Consider the following 11906-nt stretch of genomic DNA (forward strand, 5'->3'; position numbering starts at 1 on the left):
CTCGAGGGCCGAGGGCGTGCGGTGCCGCCGCCTCACGCCGCCACCTCTGTCCGAACCCGGCCGCCGCGGAGCTCGAGCACCCGGTCCGCCAGTGAGACCATCGCCGGGCGGTGGGCCACCAGCACCGCCGTCCGGCCGGGCAGCAGCCGCCGGGTCGCCGACAGCACCGCCTCCTCCGTCCGGGCATCCAGCCGGGCCGTCGGTTCGTCCAGCAGCACCAGCCCCGCCGAAGTCCGCGCCAACGCCCGGGCCAGCCCCACCCGCTGCCGCTGACCCGCCGACAACACCTCGCCCAGCTCGCCCACCGGCGTCTCGTAGCCCGACGGCAACCCCGCGGCCACCGCATCGAGGGCCGCCGCCCGGGCCGCCGCGGCCACGTCGGCCGAAGGAACGCCGAGAGCGATGTTCGACGCCAGCGAGCCGCGGAACAACGTCGGCCGCTGCGGGACCCACGCCACGTCGGCCAGCCACTCCGCCGGAGACAGCGAACGCAGGTCCACGCCGTCGACCAGGACCCGTCCCGAAGACGGCGGCACGAACCCCAGCAGCACCGCCAGCACCGTGCTCTTCCCCGACCCGCTCGGCCCGACCAAGGCCACCCGCGAGCCGGCGGGCACCGAGAAGTCCACGTCGGACAAGGCCGGGACGCCGTCGTAAGCCACCGAGACCCGCTCGAAAACCACCGAAGGCGCGCCCCGCCGGCGGCACCGGGCCCCGGACGAAACCGGAACCACCGGCACCGCCAGTGCCTCCCGCAACGCCGTCAGGCCCTCGGCCGCCGCGTGGAACTTCGCGCCCGCCGCCCGCAGCGGCAGGTACGCCTCCGGCGTCAGCAGCAGGATCACCAGCGCCGGACGCGCCTCCAGGCCGCCCGACAGCAACCGGAAGCCGATCGGCACCGCCACCAGCGCGACCGAAAGCGTTGCCACCAGTTCCAGCACCAGCGCCGACAGGAACGCCACCCGCAACGTCTTCATGGTCGCGTCGGCGTGCGCGGCGGCCATCGAACGCACCGTCGCCGCCTGGGCCGCCGCCCGGCCGAACACCTTCAAGGTCCCGAGCCCGCGGACGACGTCCAGGAAGTGCCCGCCCAGCTTCGTCAGCAGCTCCCACTGGACGGACGCCTTCGCGTGCTTCCCGACCAGGATCGCGAACACCGGGATCAGCGGCAGGGTGCACACGACGATCAAGGCCGAGGCCAGGTCCGTCGTGAACAGCCGCACGATCACCGCGACCGGCACCACGACCGACCCGGCCAGCGACGGCAGGTAGCCGGTCAGGTAGCTGTCCGTGGCGTCGACACCGCGCGTGATCTGCGTCGCGACCACGCCCGCGCGGTCCGAAGCGGACCCGAGCAATCGCCGTCGCAGGGCGCCGCGAACCGACGCCGCAAACCGTCCACTGAGGACGCTCTGGCCCCACGAAAGCGCCACCCGCGCCGCGATGGCCACCGGCAGCACCACCGAAACCCCGCCACCGGTGAGCAGCGTGGCGAGCCCTTCGGCCTGGAGGAGCACGGAAACCGCGGTGAGCACGCCGAGCAGGCCGAGAAAGAACAGGTACCGCCGGAGTCCGGGCAGTGCGGGCACAGCGTCCTCCTAGAAGTGCAGCAGCGAGCGCTGGTCGACGGGACGGCGGTGCGCGCGCCAGGTCAGCCACTGCACCACCAGCAACACCAGCACCGCGGGCGGCGCGAACCAGGCCAGCACCGCGAACGTCTCCGGTGCCGTCGCCGCCTGGTCGAGCGTCAGCGCGTACCCCGGCGAAGCCAGCACGGTGGGAAAGCGCAGCGTCCCGACGAGCAGCGCCGGGCAGGCCGAAAGCACCATCGACCCGACGAGCGCGAGCCGGTACCGCCGCGTCGCCAGGCCGAGCCGGGCACCGGCGAAAGCCGCGAACGCCAGCCCGGCGACGACCGCACCGAACCCGGAAACCCCGTCGAGCGAGAAGAAACCCCATCCCGCGGCGATCACGAGGAAAGCCAGCACCGGCGCCGAGAACGCGCGCGCCAGCCGCACCGCGCGGCCGGTCAGCTCGGCCGGGGCCCGCACGGCCAGGAACGCCGCGCCCTGCAGGCAGAACAACGCGACGAACCCGAGTCCCCACAGCACCGCGTACGGCGAGAACAGCGCGAGCACGTCCCCCAAAGGCGAGCCGTCGGGGGACAGCGGCAGCCCGATGACCAGGTTGCCGAGGAACAGGCCCCACGACAGCGCCGTCACCAGGGCGCCGCCGACAATGCCCGCCGTCCAGGCGCCGCGGCGGGCGTCCGGGCGGCGGCTGCGCAGCTGCATCGACGCCGTGAACGTCACCAGGCCGAGCAGGAGCGTCACCACCAGGACGTACGCCCCGGCGAACACCTTGCCCTCCAGGTGCGGGAACGCGCCGAACAGCAGGCCGACGGCCGCCACCAGCCAGACCTCGTTGGCCAGGAAGAACGGCCCGAGCGCGCCGAGTGTCTGCCGCCGCTTCCGCTCGTCGGCCTCGAACCCGGGCAGGAGCATGCCGACGCCGTAGTCGTACCCCGCGAGTGCGAAGTAGCCGCAGGTCAGCAGGCCGAGGGTGCACCACCAGAAGGTCGCCATCGGTCAGACTCCGTTCAGGACGGGCAGTTCGGCGGGCGCTTCGACCGGGTCCGGGCCGCGCTTGGCGACCCGCGCCATGAGCACCCAGTCGGCCACCGCGAGCGCGGCGAACAGCAGTGTGAACGCGATGAAGGAGAACAGGATCTGGCCGGCCGGGACGTCCGCGAGCGCGTCGGCGGTGCGCAGCTTCCCCCAGATCAGCCACGGCTGACGGCCGATTTCGCGCACCAGCCAGCCCAGGATCGCCGCGGCGAACGGCAGCGGGATCGCCGCGACCATCAGGTAGTGCAGGAACCGTGCCTTGGTGAGCCAGTTCCGGAACAGCAGGACCGTGCCCAGCAGTGCGCAGAGGAGCATGGTGAACCCCAGCAGGATCATCAGGCCGAGCGGCCACCCGACACCACCGTCCTCGAGCTTGTCCGGCTGGTACTTCGCGAGCTCGCCGAACTGCGCGAAGCCCTGATTGACCACGAAGATCGAGCCGACGAGCGCCGCAACCACGCCGAGGCGCATCGAGCGGCGGAAGAATTCGACCTCGGTGGTGCGCTTGAGGAAGTGCCACGCGCTGACGCCGACCACGAAGAAACCGCCGGTCACGATCGCGGCGCTCACGACGTGCGGCAGCGACGCGACCAGTGCCGGGTTGGTGAACAGCGCGCCGAAGTCGTCGAGGCGCAGCGTGCCGTTCTCGACGTGGCTGCCGACCGGGTTCTGCAGGAACGAGTTGGCCAGCATGATGAACAGCGCCGACGTGTACGCGGTCAGCGTGACCAGCCAGATCAGCGTCAGGTGCAGCCACTTCGGCAGCCGGTCGAAGCCGAAGATCCACAGGCCGAGGAACGTCGACTCGAGGAAGAACGCGACGAGCGTCTCGATGGCCAGCGGTGCGCCGAAGACGTCGCCGGCGAAGGCGGAGAGCCCGGTCCAGGTCAGCCCGAACTGGAACTCCAGCACGATCCCGGTGACGATCCCGAGCGCATAGTTGATCACGTAGAGGCGGCCCCAGAACCGCGTCATCCGCAGCAGTTCGGGCTTGCCGCCGAGCGTCCAGCGCGTCTGCATCACGGCCACCAGCGTGACCAACCCCAGGGTGAGCAGCACGAACAGGAAATGGAACGAAGTCGTCGTCGCGAACTGGAGTCTCGCGATCGGAAGAGCGTTCATGTAGACAGACTACACATAGCCTGCCTACATGTAGCGAGCCGACGTGTAGACTGCGTACTCATGAAGGCGGACACCCTGCGCGGACACCTCGACGCGTTGCTGCTGGCCGTGCTCGACGGCCGGAAACTCCACGGCTACGCGATCATCGAGGCGCTCCAGCTGCGCAGCGACGGCGCGCTCGACCTGCCGACCGGCACCGTCTACCCGGCCCTGCGCCGGCTCGAGCGGGCCGGCTGGCTGGCCAGCGAATGGGACGTCGTGTCCGGCCGCAAGCGCCGCACCTACCGGCTGACCCGCTCCGGCGAGCAGGCGCTGGCCGCCGAACGCGTGGAGTGGCGGGAGTTCACCGCGGTCATCGGGGGAGTGCTGGAAGCATGATCGACGAATACCTGGCCGATCTCGACCGGCGGCTGCACGGCTGCGGCCGGTTCAAGGCCGACCTGCTCGGGGAAGCCCGCGACGGCCTGCACGACGCCGCCGACGCCTACCGCGCCGGCGGGCGGACCGGCGAGGAAGCCGAGCGCCGCGCCGTCGCCGACTTCGGCCCGGCGGCGGTCGTCGCCCGCGACTACCAGGCCGAGCTGGGCATGCTCAGCGGCGTCCGCACGCTGTGGAAGCTCGTCATCGGCGTCCCGGCGATGCAGATCCTCTGGGACTACGCGCGGATCCTCACCTTCGGCGACTGGACGAAGCTCTCGACGCCGACACCGGAGTGGTACAAGGTCGTCGCGCACGCCTCGCACGGCGCGGTGTTCGTCGTGCCGGTGATCGGGGTGCTCGCCCTGCTCGGCATCCGCTGGCTGAGCCGCCGCCTCGACGGCACCAGGCTCGCCCGGTTCTGCGGGGTCCTGATCGCGCTCGCGGTCGGCGTCAACCTCGCCTCGATGGGCATGCTGATCGCGGCGACCGGCGTCGTCGACGTCTCGCGGCTGTTCCTCAGCGTCCCGTGCGTGCTCCTGATGCTCGCCTGGGTGGCGCTTTCGGTCCGGCTGGTCGTGCTCGCGAGACGTTCCTGGGGTGGGTATGCCACGATCGTCGCGTGACGACCGCGCTGATCTACCTCGTAGTCATGCTGCTGGTGGCGGCCGTGGTGTTCCTGCTCGCCGCGGTGGTGTTCGGCCGGGGTGAGGAGCTCGCCCCGCTGCCGCCGGGCAGCTCGCCCACGCGGCTGCCCGCCGAGGACATCACCGGTGAGGACCTGACCGAGGTCCGGTTCCAGCTGGTGCTGCGCGGCTACAAGATGTCCGAAGTGGACTGGGTGATGCGGCGGCTGGGCGTCGAGCTCGACGAACTGCGCGAACGCGTCGCCGAGCTGGAGCAGCGCGAACGCGAGCGGGAGAGCTCGCCCGAGGCCGCTCCGTGACGGACCTGGTCCTCTCGGTCGACGTCCGCGCCCCGGCGGGGACGACCTGGCTCGCGCTGACGGACTGGGCGCGCCAGGGCGAGTGGATGCTCGGCACGGAGGTCGAGGTGGTCGAGGGCAACGGCCGCAGCGTCGGCTCGCGGCTTTCGGCGTTCACCGGCGTGGCCGGCCTCGGCTTCACCGACACCATGGAGATCACCAGCTGGGAACCGCCCGTGCGGTGCGGAGTCCGGCACCTCGGCAGCGTCGTGCAGGGCACCGGCGTGTTCCAGGTGGTCCCGAAGGGCGCGTCGCTCTCGACGTTCGTCTGGGCCGAGCACCTGCGGCTGCCGTTCGGGCCGCTGGGCCGGCTCGGCTGGCCGGTCGTGCGGCCGGCGTTCGCGCTCGGGGTGCGTCAGTCGCTGCGGCGGTTCGCGCGGTTCGCGGAGAACTATTCGGTGGGTGGGGATGAGTGAGCTTCTGGGCGCCGACGGCGTCACGCGGTGCAGCTGGGGCAATTCGACCCCGGATTACGCTTCGTACCATGACGAAGAGTGGGGCGTGCCGCTCCACGGGCAGGACGAGCTGTACGAGCGGCTGTGTCTCGAGTCGTTCCAGTCGGGCCTGTCGTGGATCACGATCCTGCGCAAGCGCGAGGGCTTCCGGAAGGCGTTCAAGCAGTTCAAACCGGCGAAGGTGGCGAAGTTCGGCGACGCCGACGTCGAGCGGCTGATGCAGGACGCCTCGATCGTGCGGAACCGGGCGAAGATCCTGGCCGCGATCAAGAACGCGCAGGCGATTGCGGCTTTGGACACCCCGTTGGACGACCTGCTGTGGTCGTTCGCGCCTGCGTCGCACCGGCGTCCCGCGTCGATGGCCGACGTCCCGGCCATCACCGACGAGTCCAAGGCGATGGCGAAGGAGCTGAAGAAGCGCGGCTTCGTCTTCCTCGGCCCGACCACCTGCTACGCGCTGATGCAGGCCACCGGCATGGTCGACGACCACATCACCGGCTGCTTCCGCGCGGCCTGACGGTCCCGAGTCTGCCGCGGCTGTCGTGAGTGGTAATTAGGGTTAGAACCCTAATTACCACTCACGACCAGCTGCGGCAGACTGCTTACTTGCCCTGGAAGGTGGGCTTGCGCTTGCCGACGAAGGCCTCGACGGCCTCGGTGTGGTCGGCGGTCGCGCCGAGCTCGGTCTGGGCCGCGTCCTCGGCGTCGAGGGCCTCGTCGAACGTCGACTGCGCGGCCAGGTTGAGCACGCCCTTGATCTTCGCGTAGGCGACGGTCGGGCCGGCCGCGAGCTTCGCCGCCACCTTCTGGGCGCGGGCGGCGAGTTCGGTGTCCGGGACGACCTCGCCGACCAGGCCGAGCCGCAGCGCCTCGGCCGCGTCGACGGTCCGGGCCAGCAGCATCAGCTCGGCGGCGCGGCCGTAGCCGACCAGCCGCTGCAGCGTCCAGGACGCGCCCGAGTCCGGGCCCAGCCCGACGTTGGCGAAGGCCATCAGGAACGACGACGACTCGGCGGCGATCCGCAGGTCGCTGGCGTAGGCGAAGGCGGCCCCGGCGCCGGCGGCGGTGCCGTTGACCGCCGCGATCACCGGCTTCTCCATCGCCACGATCGTCTTGACGATCGGGTTGTAGTGCTCCTTCACGGTGTGTAGCGGGGCGGGGTCACCCGCTTGCAGCAACCCCACGTGTTCCTTCAGGTCCTGCCCGGCGCAGAACGCCTTGCCCGAACCGGTCAGGACGACCGCGCGGACTCCCTTGTCGTCCGCCGCCTCGCGCAGCGCCGCGAGCAGTGCTTCCTTCAGCTCGACGGTCAGCGAGTTGTACGCCTGCGGCCGGTTGAGGGTGAGGGTGCGCACCCCGTCGGCGTCGGCGGTCAACAGGACGTCGGATGTGGTCACGTCTTCTCCTTGCGCGGAAAACTTCGGTCGGCCGAGAGTCTTTCACCTCGCGCGGGCCGCATACCAGCACCGATACGGCGGCAAAAGATCGGTCCGCTGATGCGCCCGGCCGCTGATGAGGGACAATGGACACCAGACCCGGCTGGCTTTCACGCGAGCGCGACCCGGGCGCGCCGGTTGAGACGGAGGGAGCACGCTATGGCGGCCATGAAGCCCCGGACCGGAGATGGTCCCCTCGAAGTGACTAAGGAGGGGCGGGGCCTCGTGATGCGCGTACCGCTCGAGGGTGGTGGGCGACTCGTCGTCGAACTTTCCGCGGAAGAAGCGAAGGACCTCGGCGCCGCACTGGCGGAGGTCACCGGCTGAGCCGACTCTCTCCAACCGTCCTTCCGTCGCACCCCGGTCTCCCTTCGGAGGCCGGGGTCGCGGTTCCTCTGCGCCCGAAGGTTGCTCACTGTGCGTAATCCGCTACCGCCCGTTCCGGCTACTCTGCTCGACATCGAGGTCGCGGGCGAGCTCCGCCGCGGCGTCCCGACGGCCCGGCTGGTGGCCGCGCCCGACAACGATGACGTCGAGCCGTTGGAGATCGAGGGCGTCCGGATCACCGGCAAAGCGGGCGACGTGCAGACGGTGCCCGGCGACGGGCCGCGGTGGATCGCCGGACTCGGCGGCGGTGAGCCGAAGGACTACCGCAAGACCGGCGCGGCCCTGGTCCGAGCGGTGAACGCCGGGCTGGCAGACGACGTCGACAGCGGCGGCAAGGCGTTCCGCGCGGTGCAGCTCGAGCTGCCCGAGGAGGCGTCCGGCGAGCACGTCACCGAGCTCGCGCTGGGCCTCCTGCTGGGCGGCTACCGGTACAAAGTGTCCGGCGAGGACCCGAAGCCGGCGGTGCGGACGGTGCGGCTGGTGGCGGCCGACCCCGCGCTGCCTTCGCTGGTCGAGCGGGCTTCGGTGCTGGCCGCGGCGACGGCGCTGACGCGCGACCTCGCGAACACCCCGTCCAATGTGAAGACCCCGGCCTGGCTGGCCGACACGGCGGCTCGCGTGGCCGGCCCGCGCGTCGAGGTGACGGTGCGGGACGAGAAGTGGCTGGCGGCAGAGGGCTTCGGCGGCGTCGTGGCCGTCGGCGGCGGTTCCGCGCGGCCACCGCGCCTGATCGAGATGGCGTACAAGCCGTCGGGCGCGGCGAAGCACCTGCTGCTGGTGGGCAAGGGCATCACGTTCGACACGGGCGGCCTGTCGATCAAGCCGGCCGACGGCATGCACCTGATGCGCACCGACATGGCGGGCGGCGCGGCGGTGATCGCGGCGATCCGCGCCATCGCGGCCCTGGGGCTGCCGGTCCGGGTGACGGCGCTGGTCCCGTGTGCGGAGAACCACGTGTCGGGCTCGTCGTACCGGCCGGGCGACATCGTCCGCCACTACGGCGGCAAGACGACCGAGGTCGGGAACACGGACGCGGAGGGCCGGATGGTCCTGGCGGACGCGCTGGTCTACGGAATCCGCCGCTTCACGCCGGACTACGTGGTCGACGCGGCGACGCTGACGGGCGCGATGAAGGTCTCGCTGGGCCTGCGCACCGGCGGGCTGTTCGCATCGGACGACTCGCTGGCCGCCGCGGTCGCCGCGGCGGGGGCCAGGGTGGGCGAGGCGTGGTGGCGGATGCCGCTGGTGGAGGACTACGCGGAGAACGTCCGCGGCGAGTTCGGCGACGTGCGGCAGACGCCCGGTGGCCCGGGCGGCATCACGGCGGCGTTGTTCCTGCGGGAGTTCACGTCCGGCCTGCCGTGGGTGCACCTGGACATCGCGGGGCCGGCGCGGTCGGAGAAGAACTACGAGGAAGTCGTGCCGGGAGCGACCGGGTTCGCGGCGCGGACGCTGGTGGAGCTGGCGGCTTCGCTGGCTTGACAGTCATGAAGGGCACCCTCATGGCTGCTATGTCCATGAGGGCCCTTCAGGACTGCGCGGTGGCGAGGACGTGCTCGCGGAACCCCGTCACCGCCGGGGTCATCGGCTCGTCCGCTCGCCACACCAGCCCGATCGTCCGGTGCGGCGGGGGTGACAGCGGCACCTCCGCCACCCCCGCCGGCGTGCCGGGCCCGAACCGTGGCAGCAGCGCCACCCCCAGCCCCGCCGCCACCAGGCCGCGCACGGTGTCCGACTCCTGGCCCTCGAACGCGATCCGCGGCGTGAAGCCCGCCGCCGCGCAGAGCTCGTCCGTCAGCGTCCGGACGCCGTACCCCGGCTCGAGCAGCACGAACTCCTCGTCCGCCAGTTCCGCCACCCGCACTTCGCGGCGCCCCGCCAGCCGGTGGCCCGCCGGCACCGACAGCAGGATCTCTTCGTCCACCAGGCCGGCGCAGGCCAGCGCCGGAACGTCGGGCAGCGGCGCCACCAGCGCCAGGTCCAGCTCCCCGCCGGCCAGCCGGTCGACCATGTCCTGCCGCGAGCCCTGGACCAGCGTGAACCGCACCCCCGGGTAGCGCGCCCGGTACCCGCCCAGCAGCGAAGGCACCAGCGACCGCCCGAGCAGGTGCAGGAACCCCAGCACGACGTGTCCCGACTCCGGCGACACCTCCTCGCGCGCCAGCCGGACCCCGGTGTCGAGCGCCGCCAGCCCGCGCTCGGCCGCCTCGGCCAGCAGCTCCGCCGCGCGCGTCAGCCGGATGCCGCGGCCGTCCGGGACCGTCAGCGGCGCACCCAGCGCGTCCGACAGCGCCGCGAGCCGCCGGCTCACGGTCGGCTGCGGGACGCCCAGCAGTTCGGCCGCGCGTGTGACGTTCCTCGTCTCCCGGAGGGCGGCGAGCAACGGCAGGTGCGGCGCGACCTGCGCGGACAGCGAGTCATACGTCACCGCATCAATTCTGCCATCTGACTGCATTGGACGTATTGGTTAGTCCTGCTTACTTTCAGGACGTGACCTCCACCCGCCGAGTCAAGATCGCCGTAGCCGCGGCCGGGATCTCCTCGTTCGCCCTGCTCTACGCGCCGCAGCCGGTCCTGCCGCAGCTGGCGGCGCAGTACCACCTCGACCCCGGCGGCGCGGCGCTCGCGGTCAGCGTGGCGACCGGCGCGCTCGCCATCGCGGTCCTGCCGATCGCGGCGCTGTCCGAAGTGGTCGGCCGCCGTCCGGTGATCCTGACCTCGGTCATCGCCTCGGTCGGGTTCGGCCTGCTGCTGCCGCTGATGCCGACGTACCCGGCGCTGCTCGTCCTGCGCGCGCTGCAGGGCGTCGCGATCGCCGGGTTCCCCGGGGTGGCGGCCGCGTACCTGGCCGAACGCCTGGGCCGGGCCGGCGTCGCGGCGGCGGTCGGCGCGATGATCGCCGGCAACACGGTCGGCGGCATGCTCGGCAGGCTGGCCAGCGGCTTCACCGCGGGCCCCCTCGGCTGGCGCGGCGCCCTGCTGGTGGTGGCCTGCGTAGGAGCGGTGTGCTCGGCCGTCACCGTGGTGACGCTGCCGCCGGGCACCCGGCCGCCGGGCAACGCGCGGCTGCGGGACGTCGCACCCGGGCTGGTCACGGCGTTGAGCAAGCCGGTCCTGCTGGCCCAGTACGCTGTGGCGCTGCTCGCGATGGGCTCGTTCGTCGCCCTCTACAACGCGGCCGGCTTCCGGCTGACCGGCGACCCGTTGGGGCTCTCGCCGGCGATCGCCTCGCTGGTCTTCCTGGCTTACGCGACGGGCTCGGTGTCCTCGGCGGCGGCGGGGAGGCTGGTGGCGCGGGTGGGCCGCCGCCGGGCGCTGATCGGTGCGCTGCTGCTGACAGCGGTGGGCGCGGCGCTGACGCTGCCCGACTCGTTGCCGCTGGTGATCGCCGGATTCCTGGTTCTGACCTGCGCTTTCTTCGCGGCGCACGCGGTCGCGAACGGCTGGGCGGCGGCCGACGCGCCGGAGACCGCCCGCGGCCAGGTGGGCGGGATGTACACGGCGACCTACTACCTGGGCAGCAGCGTCGGCGGCGCGGCCGGGGCCTGGGTGTACGGGCACGCGGGCTGGTCGTGGCTGATCGCCGTGGTGGCGGTGTGGCTGCTGCTGGCGGTGGCTGCGGTGGTGGCCGGGACCGGAAATGCCCCCATCCGCCCCGGCGGAGCCTCGGCAAAGTCGCCTGACCAGCCGCGCGGGCGGGTGCGGCAGCGCGTCGAAACGTCTTGAATGACTCATTCAGGGCTTCCGGTGTCCTGAATGAGTCATTCAAGACGCCGGGGACCGAGCCTGTGGACAGACCTCAGGTAGCGGCGCCGACCAGCAGTCCGCCGCCCACCGGGAGCAGGGCCGGGACCAGGCGCTCGTCCTCCCGGAACGCCCGGGCCACCTCACGCAGGGCCAGCGTCTCCGGATCCCGGTGGGCCGGGTCGATCACCCGGCCGCCGGCCAGCACGTTGTGGAACGCGATGATCCCGCCGCGCCGCAGCAGCGAGACACCCAGCTCGTAGCAGCCGGGGTACTCGATGTGCGCGGAATCGACGAACACCAGGTCGTACCCACCCGGCGTGAGCCGCTGCAGGACGTCCAGCGCACGGCCGATGATCAGCCGGGTGCGGCCCGGCGCGAAGCCGGCCTCGCGGAACGTCGCGCGCGCGGCCCGCTGGTACTCCGGCTCGACGTCGATCGACGTCAGCACGCCGTCGGGGGCCATGCCGCGCAGCAGGCTGAGCCCGCTCACCCCCGCGCCCGTGCCCACCTCGACGACGGCCTTCGCGCACAGCGTCGCGGCCAGGAAGCGCAGCGTCGCTCCCGCACCCGCGCTGAGCGGGGTGCAGCCCAGGTCTTCGGCCCGTGCCCGCGCCGAAGACAGCACCTCGTCGTCGGGCAGGTACCCGTCGACGAACCCGGTATCGGCCGGTGCGGCCGCAGGGGTGGGCGTGTTCACGCACGGAGGTTAGCGTTGGTTGTCGATAAATCC

General features: G+C 72.1%; 14 protein-coding genes. 8 read left to right on the forward strand and 6 right to left on the reverse strand.

The annotated features are described in order from the left end of the window. Window positions 1-32 precede the first annotated feature (32 nt). From cydD to ACLJQF_RS09155, 3 genes are read right to left on the reverse strand one after another with little or no spacing between them, the layout of a single operon-like run. Complete coding sequence (cydD, locus tag ACLJQF_RS09145) at window positions 33-1589, reverse strand: thiol reductant ABC exporter subunit CydD (protein WP_410607783.1); 1557 nt, start codon at window positions 1587-1589, stop codon at window positions 33-35. A 9-nt stretch (window positions 1590-1598) separates the two neighbouring features. Further along, complete coding sequence (locus ACLJQF_RS09150) at window positions 1599-2585, reverse strand: cytochrome d ubiquinol oxidase subunit II (protein WP_410607784.1); 987 nt, start codon at window positions 2583-2585, stop codon at window positions 1599-1601. A gap of 3 nt (window positions 2586-2588) precedes the next feature. Then, window positions 2589-3749, reverse strand: coding sequence for a cytochrome ubiquinol oxidase subunit I (locus ACLJQF_RS09155; protein WP_410607785.1), 1161 nt, complete (start codon window positions 3747-3749; stop codon window positions 2589-2591). A gap of 60 nt (window positions 3750-3809) precedes the next feature. On the opposite strand from ACLJQF_RS09155, the gene ACLJQF_RS09160 reads away from it, so the two are divergent. Genes ACLJQF_RS09160 through ACLJQF_RS09180 form a run of 5 tightly spaced genes read left to right on the forward strand, consistent with a single transcriptional unit; the run spans window position 3810 to window position 6123 of the window. Then, window positions 3810-4127, forward strand: coding sequence for a helix-turn-helix transcriptional regulator (locus ACLJQF_RS09160; protein ID WP_410607786.1), 318 nt, complete (start codon window positions 3810-3812; stop codon window positions 4125-4127). Further along, window positions 4124-4792, forward strand: coding sequence for a permease prefix domain 1-containing protein (locus ACLJQF_RS09165; protein ID WP_410607787.1), 669 nt, complete (start codon window positions 4124-4126; stop codon window positions 4790-4792). Before ACLJQF_RS09160 ends, ACLJQF_RS09165 begins: the two co-directional genes overlap by 4 nt. After that, window positions 4789-5112, forward strand: coding sequence for a DivIVA domain-containing protein (locus ACLJQF_RS09170; RefSeq protein WP_410607788.1), 324 nt, complete (start codon window positions 4789-4791; stop codon window positions 5110-5112). The genes ACLJQF_RS09165 and ACLJQF_RS09170 overlap by 4 nt, the downstream gene beginning before the upstream one ends. Beyond that, window positions 5109-5567, forward strand: coding sequence for an SRPBCC family protein (locus ACLJQF_RS09175; protein WP_410607789.1), 459 nt, complete (start codon window positions 5109-5111; stop codon window positions 5565-5567). The genes ACLJQF_RS09170 and ACLJQF_RS09175 overlap by 4 nt, the downstream gene beginning before the upstream one ends. Then, entirely contained in the window at window positions 5560-6123 is a 564-nt protein-coding gene (locus ACLJQF_RS09180; RefSeq protein ID WP_410607790.1) for a DNA-3-methyladenine glycosylase I, read from the forward strand. The genes ACLJQF_RS09175 and ACLJQF_RS09180 overlap by 8 nt, the downstream gene beginning before the upstream one ends. An 85-nt stretch (window positions 6124-6208) precedes the next feature. Here the strand turns inward: ACLJQF_RS09180 and ACLJQF_RS09185 are convergent, their stop codons facing one another. After that, window positions 6209-7003, reverse strand: a complete 795-nt coding sequence (locus tag ACLJQF_RS09185) for an enoyl-CoA hydratase-related protein (protein ID WP_410607791.1) — start codon at window positions 7001-7003, stop codon at window positions 6209-6211. Window positions 7004-7201: 198 nt separating this feature from the next. Here ACLJQF_RS09185 and ACLJQF_RS09190 point away from each other — a divergent pair, with 198 nt between their 5' ends. Continuing rightward, the gene (locus tag ACLJQF_RS09190) at window positions 7202-7369 is read left to right on the forward strand and encodes a DUF3117 domain-containing protein (protein WP_013222969.1); all 168 of its coding nucleotides are present in this window, start codon (window positions 7202-7204) and stop codon (window positions 7367-7369) included. 90 nt (window positions 7370-7459) lie between these two features. Next, window positions 7460-8911: a leucyl aminopeptidase family protein gene (locus ACLJQF_RS09195; protein WP_410607792.1), complete on the forward strand. Its 1452-nt coding sequence runs from the start codon at window positions 7460-7462 to the stop codon at window positions 8909-8911. 46 nt (window positions 8912-8957) lie between these two features. Here the strand turns inward: ACLJQF_RS09195 and ACLJQF_RS09200 are convergent, their stop codons facing one another. Further along, on the reverse strand, window positions 8958-9884 hold the full coding sequence (locus ACLJQF_RS09200; RefSeq protein WP_410607793.1) for a LysR family transcriptional regulator: 927 nt from the start codon (window positions 9882-9884) through the stop codon (window positions 8958-8960). Between the two features lie 35 nt (window positions 9885-9919). Between ACLJQF_RS09200 and ACLJQF_RS09205 the strand changes: the two genes are divergently transcribed. Then, the gene (locus tag ACLJQF_RS09205) at window positions 9920-11155 is read left to right on the forward strand and encodes an MFS transporter (RefSeq protein WP_410607794.1); all 1236 of its coding nucleotides are present in this window, start codon (window positions 9920-9922) and stop codon (window positions 11153-11155) included. A 73-nt stretch (window positions 11156-11228) separates the two neighbouring features. Here ACLJQF_RS09205 and ACLJQF_RS09210 read toward each other — a convergent pair whose 3' ends face one another. Continuing rightward, on the reverse strand, window positions 11229-11873 hold the full coding sequence (locus ACLJQF_RS09210) for an O-methyltransferase (protein ID WP_410607795.1): 645 nt from the start codon (window positions 11871-11873) through the stop codon (window positions 11229-11231). Between the last annotated feature and the right edge of the window lie 33 nt (window positions 11874-11906).

The sequence above is a fragment of the Amycolatopsis sp. lyj-109 genome (assembly GCF_046548995.1).
GTDB lineage: Bacteria > Actinomycetota > Actinomycetes > Mycobacteriales > Pseudonocardiaceae > Amycolatopsis.